The sequence below is a fragment of the Parabacteroides sp. PH5-46 genome, assembly GCF_029892785.1.
GTDB lineage: Bacteria > Bacteroidota > Bacteroidia > Bacteroidales > Tannerellaceae > DFXE01.
In genome coordinates this window covers 36,431-52,873 of sequence record NZ_JARXXA010000017.1, presented here as the reverse complement: position 1 = coordinate 52,873, position 16,443 = coordinate 36,431, and the positions used below count along the sequence as shown (strand labels likewise).

General features: G+C 42.9%; 11 protein-coding genes. 9 read left to right on the top strand and 2 right to left on the bottom strand.

Annotated features, from left to right (window positions below; genetic code table 11):
• Window positions 1-90: 90 nt before the first annotated feature.
• The 8 genes from M2470_RS15415 (at window position 91) to M2470_RS15380 (ending at window position 13,246) form a co-directional block, all read left to right on the top strand.
• Complete coding sequence (locus M2470_RS15415; RefSeq protein WP_280745895.1) at window positions 91-1,314, top strand: MFS transporter; 1,224 nt, start codon at window positions 91-93, stop codon at window positions 1,312-1,314.
• Window positions 1,315-1,402: 88 nt separating this feature from the next.
• Window positions 1,403-1,990: an RNA polymerase sigma-70 factor gene (locus M2470_RS15410; protein ID WP_280745896.1), complete on the top strand. Its 588-nt coding sequence runs from the start codon at window positions 1,403-1,405 to the stop codon at window positions 1,988-1,990.
• 41 nt (window positions 1,991-2,031) lie between these two features.
• Window positions 2,032-2,973, top strand: a complete 942-nt coding sequence (locus M2470_RS15405) for a FecR family protein (protein ID WP_280745897.1) — start codon at window positions 2,032-2,034, stop codon at window positions 2,971-2,973.
• A gap of 217 nt (window positions 2,974-3,190) precedes the next feature.
• Window positions 3,191-6,517 (top strand): TonB-dependent receptor, encoded by a 3,327-nt coding sequence (locus M2470_RS15400; protein ID WP_280745898.1) that lies wholly within the window; start codon window positions 3,191-3,193, stop codon window positions 6,515-6,517.
• 11 nt (window positions 6,518-6,528) lie between these two features.
• The gene (locus M2470_RS15395; protein ID WP_280745899.1) at window positions 6,529-8,115 is read left to right on the top strand and encodes a RagB/SusD family nutrient uptake outer membrane protein; all 1,587 of its coding nucleotides are present in this window, start codon (window positions 6,529-6,531) and stop codon (window positions 8,113-8,115) included.
• Window positions 8,116-8,154: 39 nt separating this feature from the next.
• Window positions 8,155-10,599 carry a glycoside hydrolase family 9 protein gene (locus M2470_RS15390; RefSeq protein WP_280745900.1) on the top strand — a complete coding sequence of 815 codons (2,445 nt, stop codon included), beginning with the start codon at window positions 8,155-8,157 and terminating at the stop codon, window positions 10,597-10,599.
• Between the two features lie 6 nt (window positions 10,600-10,605).
• Entirely contained in the window at window positions 10,606-11,826 is a 1,221-nt protein-coding gene (locus M2470_RS15385) for a DUF5009 domain-containing protein (RefSeq protein WP_280745901.1), read from the top strand.
• Window positions 11,827-11,851: 25 nt separating this feature from the next.
• Window positions 11,852-13,246 (top strand): family 10 glycosylhydrolase, encoded by a 1,395-nt coding sequence (locus M2470_RS15380; RefSeq protein WP_280745902.1) that lies wholly within the window; start codon window positions 11,852-11,854, stop codon window positions 13,244-13,246.
• 160 nt (window positions 13,247-13,406) lie between these two features.
• On the opposite strand, the gene M2470_RS15375 is transcribed toward M2470_RS15380, so the two are convergent.
• Together M2470_RS15375 and M2470_RS15370 are read right to left on the bottom strand one after the other, a co-directional pair.
• Entirely contained in the window at window positions 13,407-14,240 is an 834-nt protein-coding gene (locus M2470_RS15375; RefSeq protein WP_280745903.1) for a type II CAAX endopeptidase family protein, read from the bottom strand.
• Window positions 14,241-14,267: 27 nt separating this feature from the next.
• Window positions 14,268-15,086 (bottom strand): tetratricopeptide repeat protein, encoded by an 819-nt coding sequence (locus M2470_RS15370; protein WP_280745904.1) that lies wholly within the window; start codon window positions 15,084-15,086, stop codon window positions 14,268-14,270.
• A 116-nt stretch (window positions 15,087-15,202) separates the two neighbouring features.
• On the opposite strand from M2470_RS15370, the gene rmuC reads away from it, so the two are divergent.
• The gene (rmuC, locus tag M2470_RS15365; protein WP_280745905.1) at window positions 15,203-16,432 is read left to right on the top strand and encodes a DNA recombination protein RmuC; all 1,230 of its coding nucleotides are present in this window, start codon (window positions 15,203-15,205) and stop codon (window positions 16,430-16,432) included.
• Window positions 16,433-16,443 lie beyond the last annotated feature (11 nt).

Sequence of the window (16,443 nt, the reverse complement as noted above, 5' to 3'; positions counted from 1 at the left end):
ATATTCATATAAACAAACGTCAAAGATACGATGTTTATTTCATTCTATATTTCCGGGAATAATATTCGGAAGCAATATTATCTTTGTAAAATGAAAAATTGGAAAAAGATTTTCCTTATTATCTGGTCGGGGCAATTCTTGTCTATCCTGAGTAGTACGATTGTAAACTTTGCCATTATCTTGTGGATAAGCATTGAGACCGGTTCGGTAGAGATGCTGGCCAAAGCTGCTATTGCTGCCATGCTTCCGCAGGCTATACTAGGCCCGGTTACCGGTGTGTTTATCGACCGCTGGAATCGTAAGCTCGTTATGATATTGTCGGATAGCTTTATTGCCCTTTGCACGTTGATACTGGCTGTTTTGTTCTGGGTAGGGGTAGCCGAGATGTGGCATATCTTTGTCTTGCTGGCGATGCGTTCCGTAGGATCCGCTTTTCACGGACCGGCGATGCAAGCCTCTGTTCCCCTGATCGCACCGCAAGATCAGTTGACCCGCATTGCCGGTATCGACCAGATTATCTTTTCGGTAGGGAATATAGCTGGTCCGGCCTTGGGCGCTCTATTCCTGTCTATCTGGGATATGCAATATGTATTACTGCTGGATGTACTGGGAGCTATTATAGCATGTGTCTCTTTGCTCTTTGTACATATTCCCGATCCGGAGAAGGCGGAAGAGGAGGAGCCGAAACGTTTTCTACGTGAGATGAAGGAAGGCTTTATGGCTATCTGGGACAACAGAGGCCTTAGCTGGATGTTCCTTTTTTCAATTATTATGATGTTCTTTATCATGCCGGTTAGTGTGATGTTCCCGTTGATGACATTAGAGCATTTCAATGGAAACGCTTTTCAGGTGAGCCTGATTGAAGCCCTATGGGGCGCCGGAGCCTTGATCGGTGGAGCTATTATGGGAGTGAAAGTCTACCGGATCAATAAAGTGGTATTGATTAACCTGATGTATATTGTGCTGGGGTTGACGTTTCTTTTCTCCGGTATCTTATCGCACGACGGATTTGTGTTATTTGCCATTCTAACATCCATTGGCGGTATATCCGGAACCGTATTCATCTCTGCTTTTACAGCTATTGTGCAGACGAAGATAGACCCGGCTGCTTTGGGGCGTGTTCTTTCCATGTACTATTCGGTAGGGCTTTACCCTTCGCTGATCGGATTGGCCGGGATAGGTTTTTTTGCCGACCATCTAGGGCTTACTACCTCCTTTATCGTTTGTGGTATAATGATGGTTGTGATTGGTTTCATAGCTTTCCTTCCTACTACTTCGCTTCGTTTAGATCGCCGCGAAAAGAAAATTACCTGAGGGGTTATTGTCTTTTTCTACAAAAAAAGGTGAAAGTAGCATTAAAAATGTTATATTTGCTTTTTTGAATGCTACCACTTTAATCTTTATGGAAGACATAGATAATACGCGGGATCTGAATAGTCTCTTTGTAAACTATAAAGAGCGTTTTGTCCGTTTTGCCAAAACCTATGTTTGCCTGGAAGAAGCTGCCGAAGATATTGTGATTGATAGTTTTATGTATTATTGGGAAAATAGGACGAATTTAGCCAACGAATGGAACATCCCTGCTTATATTCTGACCACAATCAAGCATAAATGCCTGAATCATCTTCAGCGAATGCAAAAAGAAGAAGAGATAAGGAGTTACATATCCAAGACAAACGCCTGGGAACTGGATATGCGCATAGCCACACTTGAAGCATGTAATCCGGAAAAGCTTCTTTCTTCCGAAGTACAAGAGATTATAGACAATGCATTGACGTCGCTTCCAGAACAAACGCGTGATATCTTTGTACGAAGCCGTTTCGAGAAACAAAGCCACAAGGAAATAGCCATAGCCATAGGGCTTTCCACGAAAAGTGTGGAGTATCACATAACAAAAGCATTGAAAATATTGAAGAGCGCTTTGCAGGATTATTTCCCTCTTTTGCCGCTTCTTCTTTATTTTTCTGAAAAAAGTTTAAATTTGTTTTAGGGATATTTGCATCTTGTTTGCTTTATTAACAAAAGCATAATATGGATAAACGGATTTTATATCGTTTTTATGAGGGTTCAGCTTCTCAACAAGAGAAAGAAGAAGTCAAAAACTGGGTTGACTCTTCTTCTCTGAACAAGGAGGAATTTATGAGAGAGCGTGAGTTCTTTGATGCGATACTCTTATCCGGCTATAAACGTAATGAAAATAAACAACTGAAAGGACATCGTTCTTCAACGATTCGGCGCGAACTGTTAAGGCTTGTAGCTGCTATAGCTCTTCTGATAATTGCGGGAGTTAGCTTTTATCAGTTGAAAATAAACGAAATAAATACGGTGCAAAATACCATTATTGTGCCGGCTGGCCAGCGTGTCAACCTAATCCTTCCGGATGGAACGAATGTTTGGCTGAATGCTCTTACGGAGTTGAAGTATCCATCATTTTTTAACGGATCTACCCGTGAGGTATATTTGAACGGGGAAGCTTATTTTGATGTGAAGCCTACCGGAGGTAAAAGATTCGTTGTCCATACGGAACGCTATGATGTGGAGGTTTTAGGAACCAGCTTCAATGTGGAAGCCTATAACGAAACAGGGAAATTTTCAACAGCGTTGATGGAAGGCTCTGTCAAGATTGTAAACCGTAGCAATGAAGCGGATAATATTACACTTGAAAGGAACCAGAAGGCGTATGTGTCCTCGCAAGGTTTGCTGGCTTCGAGTATAATTAGCGATTTTGATATGTATCGTTGGAAGGATGGTCTTATCTGTTTTAAAAACACCAATTTTATAGAGCTGATGAATTGGTTTGAAAAATATTATGACATTGATATCATAATAGAAAACGAAAGGCTGGCCGACCATGTATTCAGTGGTAAATTTCGAATATCAGACGGAATAGATAATGCATTAAGAATTTTACAAAAAGATGCAAAATACACATATATAAGAGATATAGAAAACGCCGTGATTTACATTAAATAACTTTTTAACCCTAAAATAAAAAATTAATTGCCTATGGAGAAGTAACCAATTTGAAAAACACAAAAAAGCCGACAAGTGCGCCAACACTCATCGGCAAATCAACACAATTAACTAATTAACTGTATTAATCTAATAGACATGTAAAGATATGGATAAAAATTCATTATCAGGAGCCTTGCTATATAAAAGGCCACGATTTAAACAATTTTTTAGAATAATGAGAATCACCACAATACTGTTGTTAGCCTTCGTTTTTGGCCTTCAGGCTGAAAATGCTAATTCTCAGAATGTACTTATTACCCTGAAGAAGGAACGTTCGCAATTGGAGCAGGTTTTAAACGAAATAGAGAAACAATCAGACTACTTGTTTGTCTATAACAAAAACGTGGATGTTGACAGAAATGTCTCTGTAAGTATTACTGAAGCACCTTTGCAGAAAGCATTGGAGCAAATCTTTGAAGGTACGGGTATTGATTATGAGTTTGAAGGTTCTTATATCCTCCTTTCTTCTCATAAGCTGAAGAATGCACCTGCCGTAAATCAACAAACGATTACTGTTACAGGTACGGTAGTAGATGAAACAGGAGAATCATTGCCAAGTGTAACTGTATTGGTGAAGGGAACTACTATCGGAACGATCACTGATATGAACGGAAGGTATAGTATCAATGCTTCTTCTGCTAATGCAACACTGGTTTTCTCTTATATCGGATATACAAGTGTTGAAAAGGCAATAGGCAACCAACGTATCATAAATGTAACGATGCAGGAAGATAGTAAACTGATTGACGAAGTAGTTGTTACAGCCCTGGGTATCGTAAAGAAAGAGAAGTCTCTGACTTATTCTACGCAAATAGTAGACGGGGAAGAGTTAACCCGCGCAAAAGACCCGAACCTGATCAATACCTTAGCCGGTAAAACTGCCGGTGTGCAGATACGCAGTAGCTCTGCCGGTTTAGGGGGATCCGTAAAAGTTACCATACGTGGTGACCGTTCCGTTAACGGAAGTAACCAGCCGTTGTACGTAATCGATGGTGTGCCTATCAATAGCTCCGCCAATAACCAGACGGCAACAACCATAGGTGGGAATAATGATGCCGGAAACCGCGACGGTGGTGATGGTATCTCCAACCTGAACCCGGATGATATTGAAAGTATGAACATCCTGAAAGGTCCGGCGGCAGCCGCTTTGTATGGTAGCTCAGCAGCAAACGGGGTTGTAGTAATAACAACTAAGAAAGGAAAAGTAGGCCGTACCGCCATTACTTTCAATTCTAACACAACATGGGAAAATGCCGTTCATGGCAGACCTGAATTCCAGAATAGTTATGGTGGCTATTCTACCAGCTGGGGGAAAATGCCCGACAGTGACGAGTATATAAAGATATCCGGTAGCCCTGATTATATGAAAGAATTTTTCAAAACAGGCTTTACTACCATAAACTCTCTTGCATTAAGCACTGGTTCAGAAAGCATGCAAGCTTATTTTTCTTATGCCAATACACATGCAAAAGGCGTTATCGAGAATAGCTCTCTGGACAAGCATAACTTCAATTTCAGGCAAACAGCTAATTTCTTCGACAAAAGATTAATTGCCGACGCAAACATCAACCTGATGTATCAGGATGTTCGCAACAGACCGTCGCCCGGAGGTTTCTACATGAACCCGCTGATCGGTGTGTATCGTTTCCCCAGAGGTGGCGTATATGGCGGAGAATCATTTGCCTATTACAAGGAAAACTACAAAGTATTCAACGCAGAGCGTAATATGTATCTCCAGAACTGGTACACAGAGCCTACAACCTGGGAACAAAACCCATTCTGGTTGACCAATATGCTCCCAAGTGAAGATCAACGCTATCGTACAATTGCTAACCTGAGCCTTTCTTTCAAAATAAATGAATATTTCACCGTAAAAGCGCGCGGTAATGCCGACCTTATACTCGACAATTATGAAATGAAGATGTATGCTGGCACAACCCCCGCATTGACAGGTGGAAACAACGGACGTTATTCCGTGAGCGAATCAAACAGCATGGGTCTATATGGCGATGCAATGTTAACCTACATGCAGACATTTAATGATATCAGCGTGAATGCCACAGCCGGAGCCAGCATTAAAGACGACAGAGGCAAATCTCTGGGCGTAGACTCATATCCTGGTGGAATGTATAATCCGAACTTGTTTAATTCGGGCAATATAGATTATAATGGCGGCTCGCCTTCTATGGGCAAATATCATGGACAGGAGCAAGCGGTATTTTTTGCCGGACAAGTGGGCTTCCGCGACTGGTTATTCCTGGATGTAACAGCTCGTAATGACTGGACTTCTACCTTGGCTTTCACTAAATATAAAAACAAAGGTTTCTTCTATCCTTCTGTGGGTCTAACCTGGGTGATGAACGAAGCATTATCTCTTCCGGAATGGATTAACTTAGGAAAAGTTAGAGGCGCTTGGTCTAAGGTAGGTAACGGACTGCCTCGCTACAGAAGTAATCCGTTGAACAGTGTAGGACGTAGTGGAACAATCGGTTATAATTCTACAGCTCCTTTTAATGAACTGAGACCGGAAATGACAACTTCTATCGAAGCCGGTACGGAATGGCGTTTCTTCAATAGCCGTCTGGAATTTGATTTCACTTTCTATAAAACAAATACCAAGAACCAGTTATTCTCTCTGTCTGCTCCTTCAGGATCAAAATATACGACTTATTATGTAAATGCAGGAAATATACAGAACAAGGGTGTTGAAATCATACTAAGTGGTTCTCCTGTTTGGACCGGTGACTTCAGATGGAAAACTGGTGTAAACTTCTCTCTGAACAGAAATAAAGTGATAGAATTGACGGAAGAGTTGGGCTATTTCAGCGTGAGCGGACAGAATTCTAACAGTTATCAGATGAGATTGGAAGAAGGTGGATCTTTCGGTGATATTTACGGAAGAACATTCTCCCGCGACGAACAAGGCAACATCCTGTATGATAATAACGATGTGCCGATGCCGGATAAATCGGATTTGCAGAAAGTGGGAAACACCTCTCCGAAGTTTAATTTGGGTTGGAGCAATACCTTTACGTACAAAGGCTTCTCATTATACTTCCTGATAGACGGACGTTTCGGAGGCGATGTGCTGTCACTGACAGAAGCAGAACTGGACAAATACGGTGTGAGCAAACGGACTGGGGATGATCGTACAAGAGGCGGTGTTTCCTTCGACGGAAAACTCATCAAGAATGTAGAAGGATTCTATAACATCGTTGGCGGACGTGATGGTATCACAGAATATTATGTATACGATGCAACCAACATTCGTTTACGCGAATTGTCTTTGGGATACTCGTTCCCACGTAAGATGTTCAACAATACTCCTTTTATTAAGGGTATAGACTTGTCTTTGATTGGTAGGAATCTGTTCTTCTTCAAGAACAATGCCCCTTATGATCCGGATGGAACATTATCTGTAGGAAACTCATTACAGGGGGTTCATGCCTTCGGTATGCCGAGTTCACGCTCTTTTGGTTTCAATTTGAAAGTTAATTTTTAAATCTACGGAACATGAAAACAATAAATAAATATATAACAGCTATTTTATCGCTTTTCCTTTTATTGCCTGCATGTACGGGTGATTTTGAAGAAATGAATACAAATCCGTTTGGAGTGACCGACCAGGAACTGACACAGGATAATAACATCATTGGTATGCACTTCCCGAGTATGCAGAAGTCTATTTATTACAATCCGAGCGGTTTTGGTTGGGATTTTCAGCTGTATCAGAACCTGAGCGCCGATATCTGGTCGGGGTATATGGCTTCACCTACCAATTTTAAGAACGGAATTAATAACCAGACTTACTTCCTGAATAATGACTGGAACGACGCCTGCTGGTCATACACCTATAGCAGTGTGATGGTAAATCAGCTGAAAGTAAAAGAAAAATGCCAGGAACTTGGATATGAAACCTATGCCCATTTTGATGCCATAAACTCTATTATCCGTGTGCTGACGATGTCTCGTATTTGCGACCAGTACGGGCCGATTATCTACACAAGATATGGTGAAACGATGACCGGCGGTGTTTATAATTCGGCAGAAGACGTATATAAAGCTTTCTTCTCTGAATTGACAGAAGCCGTAGGCATACTAGAGGGTTTCCTTGGTAAACCGTCTGCTTCCTTTGCTAAATTTGATCTATGTTACGGAGGGAAATTGGACAAGTGGATGAGATTGGCCAACTCCTTACGCCTGCGCTTGGCGATGCGTGTTGTGAAGTATGATGCTATATGGGCAAAGAAAGAAGCAGAAGCGGCTATCAAAGCTCCTCAGGGAGTTATGAAAAAGGATGATAGCTACATCGTAAACGGATACGGTTGGAGACATCCACTATATACGTGTTCTATTTCATATAATGACATTTTTATCAGTGCTAATGTGCAATCTATATTAGGGGGGTATGCAGATCCCAGATTGCCTCTGTATGGTTTGGCAAAAACTTCAGACGGTGTGATTGGTGTAAGAACCGGATTACCAGATCTAAGCGTCCTGCAAGATTCGTATAAGGAAATTATTTCTCAAATAAATGTTACACAAGAGCAGCCAGGTGTTATCTTTACAGCTGCAGAAAGTTATTTCCTTTTGGCTGAAGCAGCATTAAGAGGATGGGATGCCGGAGGTAATGCGCGGCAGTTCTATGAAGAAGGCGTGAGTGCTTCATTCTCACAATGGGGAGCATCCATGGGGGATTATCTGAATAGCGCTAACAAACCGGCCGACTGGGTAGACCCGCTTCGTGAAGATTTTAATTCTCCTGCCGTAAGCAAAGTATCTCCAAACTGGGACGATGCTAAGACCGATGAAGAGCGATTGGAAAAGATCATCACCCAAAAATGGATCGCAGGCTTCCCCGAAGGAATGAACGCATGGGCTGAGTGGCGCCGGACAGGCTATCCCAAATTATTCCCGGTAGTGTGGAATGCAAGTCAGAATGAAGAAATTTCTACTGAATGGGGAGTACGACGCCTTACCTATACAAACAGGGAAAAAAGCGATAATCCGGAAGGTTATGCCAAAGCGGTAGAAATGCTGAAAGGTCCGGATTCCGGCGCCACCCGTTTGTTCTGGGATATCAATAAACCCAATCTGTAATGTGGCAGATTTAGACCCAAATGTTAAAAATAGTACCGTATGAAAAAAGTTTTAGGAGTAATCTCTCTGATCCTTCTTGGACACAGTAGCCTCACGGCTCAAATTGATGAAAAACTAAAGGAGGATATTCGTAATACAGGCTATGTTCATAGCCCGTTACCATTGGATTATAGCAAATCATTCGAGACTTTCGGGCTGACTAAAAAAGTCAGCCTCTCGGATATGCTTTGCGATATGGAGGATATGAGCAAGTGGTCTCATGACGGAATTGGCGGAATCTATCAAACCGCTGAAAGAAGCAAATCCGGCAAGCATAGTTTGCGGATTGTCGCTCCCTCTACAGTAGACGAGTTCCTGGGTTGGGGGCTGGGTTTCGGAACCTCTTTGGCCAGCTATGATGTAGGTGGCGAAAACTGGGAAAAGTATAATCGTATCAAGCTGTCTGTTTTTCCGGACTGCGAAGGTGCCCGTAGTATCTATCTGAACCTTTATGTAGAGAATGACGGAGAGATCAAAGTGCCGGATAAATATGGCAGGGAAGGTTATCATGAAATAAACCTTGTCAATGGTCAGTGGAACGAGTGTTTCGTTGAAATGCCGGAGTTGGCGCGCGATAAAGTAACCAAGCTCTCATTTGCTATTGAAGTGTTTGGGAAAGAACGTACTATGGGTGATTCTCTGAAGTTTGATATAGATGCGGTAGAATTGCAAGTGATTGAAAATCCAGAGGTCGTGTCCGGCTGGCAACCGGCCACGGGCCGTATAATTTTCTCCACGTCCGGTTATCGGGCAGATAGTGAGAAAACAGCTATCGTCCGGATAGACGATCATAAAGGTAAGTTCCAGTTGATAGATTATAGGACTTCGCTGGTAGCTTATGAAGGTGATATCGTTTCCGGAAAGACAGCTATCGGGGCCTTTGAAACACTTGATTTTTCCGAATTCAAGAAAGAAGGACAATATGTAATCCGGGTAGGGGATGTTATTTCTATGCCCTTTTATATCAACAACAACCTGTGGGAGAACTCCGCCTGGCGCGTTTTGAACTTTATGTTTGTAGAGCGCTGTGGCTATCCTGTTCCCGAGAAACATGGTGCTTGCCATACCGACTTGAACGGCGTGCATAACGGACAGATGTTTACCGTAAATGGCGGTTGGCACGATGCGGCAGATATGTCTCAGCAGACGTTGCAGACCGGCGAAATAGCCCTTTCTATGTTGGAAATGGCAAACCGGGCAAAGGAGAAAGGCAATAAAGATCTCTACCTGCGCTTGCTGGAAGAGGCCCAATGGGGATTGGATTATGTCTTGAAAACCCGTTTTGGAGACGGTTACCGGGTACAAACCTGGGGTACCAATCTTTGGACAGACGGCTTTATCGGAACAAAGGATGATTCGGGTCGCAGACAGGTTCGCATCCACAATCGCGCCTTTGAAAACTTTGTCTTTGCAGGTATAGAGGCATATGCAGCTATGAGCATAGAGAAAGACGTGATGTTGAAAGAGCATCTTCAGAAGGTAGCGAAAGAAGATTTTGAGTTTGCTATCAAACGTTTTGAAGAAATGGGCTACAAGGAACTGGCCAGTGGAGGCGGTGGTGGAGACCATGCAGCTATGGCATCGCAGAGTCAATACATGGCGAATGTGTCATGGTCTGCCAGTATGTTGTACAAACTTACCGGAGATAAGTACTATGCTGACAAAGCAGCCGAGGTGATTCAATACACCCTGCAATGCCAACGCACAGAGCCTTTGAAAGACAAAAACAAAATCCGTGGTTTCTTCTATCGTGACTTAGATAAGAAATCGATTGTTCATTATAACCACCAGTCGCGTGACCATTACTTTATGTGGGCTTTGACACTGCTTTGCGAAACACAGCCCGGACATAAAGACTATGCAAACTGGGAAAATGCCATCAAACAGCATGCGGAATACCTGAAGAGCATCATGCAATATGTAAAACCTTACGGCATGGTGCCAAGTGGGGTGTATCATATCGATGAAGTGAAGGATTCGGCTAATTTCTATATCGCACAGGTAGGAATCCGCAAGGGGGCTGATGCTGATTATAAGGAGCAGCTGGAGAATGGCTTCAAGCTGGATAAAGAACATTACCTGAGAGTGTTCCCCGTTTGGTTCTCTTTCAAAGGAAATGCTGCGGTTCATCTGGCAACCGGGAAGTCTGCCGCTCTTTGCGGGAAATTCCTGAAAGACCGGGAGCTTATTGATATTGCTGAACAACAACTATTCTGGATTGTAGGGAAGAATCCGTTCGGACAATCTCTTATCTGGGGTGAGGGAAGCAACTATGCGCAACAATATACCGCACTTCCGGGCGAAACCGTAGGTGAGATCCCCGTAGGGATGCAGTCTCGCTTCAATGAAGATACTCCTTACTGGCCGCAATTTAATACGGCTACGTATAAAGAAGTCTGGGGATCTTCTGCCGGAAGGTGGATTTCGTTAATTTCCGAATTTTGATGTTTTATGAAAACGGACTTTACGCAAAGAAATGTAGGCATAGATCTGTTGCGGGCACTCACTATGTTTGTGATGATCTTTGTCAACGATTTCTGGAAGATACATGATGTCCCTCATTGGCTGGAGCATGCCAAGTGGGGGGAGGACTTTATGGGGCTGGCAGATGTAGTATTCCCCTGCTTCCTGTTCGTGGTTGGGATGTCAATCCCTTTTGCCATCGAACGCAGGTACAGCAAAGGATTTTCGGGAGAATCAACAATAGGACATATCCTCTCCCGTACATTTGCATTGCTCGTGATGGGCGCTTTTATCACTAATTCCGAAGCTCGTTTGCATCCGGATGTTAGTTATAAGATCGGGGTATATTGGATCTTGATGGTGATAGGCTTTATCTGTATATGGAACCAATATCCACGCACAGAAGATCCTAACAGAAAAAGGCTTTACACTGGGCTGAAAGTGTTGGGGACAATCATTCTGATCTATCTGGCAATTACTTTCCGCAATCCGAAGGAGGGTGTTTTTGGTGCTCATTGGGGTATTCTGGGCTCTATCGGCTGGACGTACCTCTTGTGTGCTGTTATCTATGTGTTTACACGTGATAATCTGAAGAAATTGATCCCTATATGGTTTGTGTTTGTCATTATCTGTATCCTGGGTTCAAGGATGAGGGAAGAGTTTGGGGCTACGGCTATCCTGAATTTGCCACGCCCTAACTTCTATAACGATTTCTTAGGTATCCTGCATATAGGAAACGGAGCTTTGCCGGCCTTTACAATGGGAGGTGTGATTTTGTCGCTGATAAGTACCAAGTACTCGCAAGTGGCTACTCGTAAGAAAATCATATTTGTGCTTGTAACTGTCGCTGTATTATTCCTAGCCGGGTTTATTTCCCGGAACTTCTGGATATTGGCGAAGATAGGCGCTACTCCTCCTTTTGTCTTTTATGTTACGGCTATAGCTGTTGCCATGTATGCTCTGCTTACCTGGCTGGCAAATGCGGGCAAGGCTTCCTGGTTCGATATCATCAAGCCGGCTGGTACGGCTACGCTCACCACGTATCTGATACCTTATGTTTCTTACGGACTGGCTGACCTAACGGGGATTATATTGCCGGATTGGTTTACGCACGGATTCATGGGGATTGTTAATTGCCTCTGTTTCGCCTTTGTCATTATAGGCGTGACGTATCTGCTGGGACGTGTTTACATAAAGTTAAAGATATAGTTAGATAATATATAATTAATGAAATATGAGAAATCTGAAAATTGTTTTGTTATTGCTGGTAGCTGTGGGAATGCTTTCCTGTACAGAAAAAAAAGAAGAGCCAGTATCTAAGTATCCGATGTTCTGGACATGGTTGGACTATCGCCCAACGATGAATTTCGACTCGGTTTGCGTCGTTATGAAAGAGACGGGAATTGAAGGCGTAATGCTGAATGCGCCAACGCCCGACGATTACCGTAAAGCCATTCCAATTGCACATAAACACGGGCTTGAAGTATATGCCTGGTTATGGACGATGAACCTGGAGCACGATCGGGAAAGAATCCTGAAAGAACATCCCGAATGGTTCAGTGTAAACCGCAAAGGAGAGAGCCTGGCGGATACAAAAGCGTATGTGAATTATTATAAATTCATGTGCCCCATCCTCCCTGAAGTACGCCAACACATCCGCGAGAAAATCAAAGCCTATTGCGAAGTAGAAGGGCTTAATGGTATCGCTATCGACTATCACCGCTTTGTAGACGTGATTCTGCCTACTACCCTGTGGCCTCGTTACGGAATTGTACAAGACCGTGAGTATCCCGAGTGGGACTATGGCTATCATCCGGCGATGATTGAAGCTTTCAAGGCGAAACATGGCTACGATCCGCGTGAGCAGGAAGACCCGTCTGCCGACGATCTGTGGCTGCAGTTCCGCTGCGACCAGATCACGGAAGTAGCCAACGAGATTGCCGAAGTAGTTCATTCGTACGGAAAAGTGATGGCTGCCTCTCCGTTCCCTACGCCTAAGATGTCTAAGCGGATGGTTCGCCAGGACTGGGGCAAATGGAACCTGGATATCGTATTCCCGATGGTATACCATAACTTCTATACCGAAGATGTGAGCTTTATATCCGACTGTACAATAGAGAACGTAAAGGATAAAAATCCTAATACTACTCTGTATTGCGGGATGATGGCTTCCAATGGCCCGATGATGTTTGACTGCATGAATGAAGCATTGAATAATGGGGCAGAGGGTATTGCTATCTTTACAGTTGGAAGCCTGCGCTCACCGGAAGTGCGGGCACAGTTCAAGGCCTATACGGATAGTGTAAAAGCCGTTCGTGCCGAACACAAAGGAAACCCTGTGCAAGCCCGTACAACCGTGAATATTGATCCCTTCAAGAACGAAGGTATCATGAAGCTGATTCAAGCACGTATGCTCAAGGCCTTAAGTCTGGAAAATAAGGCGCAGCCCGAAAAGCTTGATTTAGGCGAATACAAAGTAACAGACGAGTATGGCACAACAGTATGCTATCAGGTACTAGACAAAGCAAGCAATGTAGCATTCGACGTTACATTCTATTTCTACGGTGGAATCATTTCCGGATGGGATGTAAAGCCGGAGAATACGTCTTTCGAGAAGTATAAATTGTAATAAAAAGAATCGCGTGACATATGTAGAACGATCAAAACACATATGTGGAGTGATCGAAACACATATGTAAATCGATCGCGTGACATATGTGGCGCGATTCTTTTATCATGAAAAAAGAGAGGTAGCATCAGGTATTTGAATTATACTGATGCTGCCTTTTTTATTCCTGTGAAATGGATTTGTAATGCCTTAGTACGAGTACGATAGCGGCAATACTGAATGCCGAAATCAGAAAAGATCCTTCTAGCCCGAAAGCCCCGCCATTGAAGAAGTTGTTCTCCGGATATTCCAAACGAAGAATGCTATAGATTTCCTGTCCGCTTACGTTGAAGCCCAAAAGTGTGCCTTGCGTAAAGTTCCAGAACAAGTGCATGCCAATCGGAAACCATAAATTACGCGTATAAATATATGCGGAGCCTAGCAATATACCTGCCAGGAAGAGGTTGAATACCGGCAGCGGCGCTATATGATTGTTGGGCAAATGCATGAGTGCAAAAATAGCCGACGAAATAATCAAAGCGGCATACTTATTCATTGAATCCATCAGAGTGCCCAGTATATATCCCCGGCAGAGCACTTCCTCAAAAACCGCAACTCCGATAAACAGTACAAGAGCAGAAAGAAAAGCCCCTACATCAAATGCATTAGCCTCTGCTCCTATCTGTTTGAACAATAATAGAATGCCAAAAGATATAAGCATGATGACTATGGCAATGCCAGAGCCTGTCCAGAACTCCTTCACGTGTCCCCGAAGCGAAAAGCCCAAATCTGTCATCTTCTTCTTATTGAAACGATAAAAAATAAAGATGGTAATTAATGTGGCAATCAGCTGTGCGTAAACAGATATCAAAGGATCTATAGATTCAATACTCTTCTCTCCAAATATAACAAAAGGCAATATTAGTATCCCTGATATGAGAGAAAATACAATCCCGAAAAGTAGTAATTTCAATAAAGTCACAAGTACTCGTGCAACAAAAGGTACGTCTTTCATAATGTATATAGTTATTGTTTTTTATATTTATTGTTTCTGATGTTCCTGGAGAATCTGAGTGGCACATTCTCGATAGGGATCTAATGTTGAAAGAGCTGGAAAGTCATTCATGATTTCAATGCCTTCTTTGGCATACATGATTGATTGTGTTTTGTCAGGGACTGCATTTATATAAAAGGCACTCAGACCTATAAGGCATGCAGCAACACTGGGTAGGTGATCCTGAGGATTTTCTTTTGCTTGTGACCGGAAAATTGTCAATGCTTCGTTAAACTCAGACAGGGCCTCTTCATGATGCTCCGCTTTTGCAGTGTGTAGAATGGCCAGATCATTGAGGAGCGTTGCCAGAAAGATCAAATAGGGCTTAGGATTATTACTGACAAGCAACCGGCACATTGACAAGGCTTTTTGAGCCTTCTCCAAACCTTCGTCGATTTCCCCTTTCATCCTGTGATGGGATGCTTGTTCATTCAGGGAATAAGACATTGCTGTCAGAGCATTCATTATTTTTTCAGTATCAGGCAAATGAACTAGAGATTTTTCTTCTGGTGTTAATGAGTTTCGGATGGATAGAACCTTTTCATATTTTTCAAAGGCCTCATCGTATTCATCCATTGCCTGATGCAAAAAACCCATATTACTTAATACAGTGACATAATCAGACAAATGTTCCAAATTATTCTTAGAAGCATGCCGATAGAGAATTTCCGCTTTTTTGAAACTCGCCAATGCCTCTTCATACTTTTCTTCTGCTATAAGGGCTTTTGCCGTATTATTAAGATCTGCTGCTATTTCGGGGAAATAACTGTTGGTGTTGTTGTTCGTGTCGTGAAAGGTGTTTTCCATTTGTTATCTTTTACATTAATAGGTTAGACAAATAATAAGTTAGACAAAAATACGCTAAATAAGTTTTAGCCAAAATATATACGTATTTTTGTGAGATTAGAATGATGAATTGTACAATGGATATAACGACTTTTTTCTTGTTGGTAGGTCTGATAGCTATTGGGCTTATTAATATTATATTGACTTTAATAGGGAGTAGGAGTAATCTTGGAGGGTTCAAGAATAAGCTGATTGAGATGAATGCGGAACTGCGCAGGATTGATCCTCTGATACGTGATGAGTTTAGCCGCAACAGGGACGAAAGCCGCCAATCGTTGAAGGATAACCGGGTGGAACAAGCTACCTCCCTAAAGGAGATACGCGAAACCGTTGAGAGTAAACTAAGGAGCATTCAAGACGATAACAACAAGCGCTTGGAGGAGATGCGTAAAACAGTGGATGAAAAACTTCAGGAAACGGTAGAGAAGCGTTTCAACGAGTCGTTTAAAATGATAAGCGATCGGCTGGAACAGGTACATCGTGGACTTGGAGAAATGCAAACCCTGGCCTCAGGGGTAGGTGATCTGAAGAAGGTACTTACGAATGTCAAAACCCGTGGAAATTTAGGCGAGATACAGTTGGGCGCTATTCTGGAGCAGATACTCTCTGCCGAACAGTACGAACATAATGCTGCCGTGAAGAAAGGTAGCCAGGAGCGGGTGGAATACGCGATTAAACTTCCCGGAAAGAACAATGACGACCAATCACTTCTGCTTCCTATCGACTCAAAGTTTCCAACAGAAGACTACCAGCGCTTGCTGGATGTGTACGAGAATATTAGCGACTTAAACTCCAAAGAGGTAGACGCTATCTCCAAGCAGTTTGAAAATTCAGTAAAGAAGAATGCCAAGGATATAAGAAGCAAATACATAAACCCTCCGGTGACAACAGACTTTGCCATTATGTTTGTCCCCACAGAAGGGCTTTATGCTGAAATATTGAGGCGTACAGGCCTTTTTGAAGTTCTGCAAAGGGATTACAGGGTTACGGTCGTTGGACCAACCAATCTGGTAGCCTTTCTGAGTAGCTTACAGATGGGATTCAAGACATTAGCCATAGAGAAGCGATCAAGCGAAGTATGGGAAATCCTTGGAGCCGTAAAAACCGAATTTGGCAGGTTTGGAAGACTCTTAGACGATACAAAGAGAAAACTACAAGCTGCTACAAATGTGATAGACGCAGCTGGAGTAAGATCAAGAGCTATAGAGAAAAAACTACGTGCTGTTCAGGAGCTTCCCCAAGAAAAAGCTGTAGACCTTCTAGGAGAAGCTGTCGATCTGGAACCGGAGGATCGTGAGGCCGAATAAAGGTTTGTCTG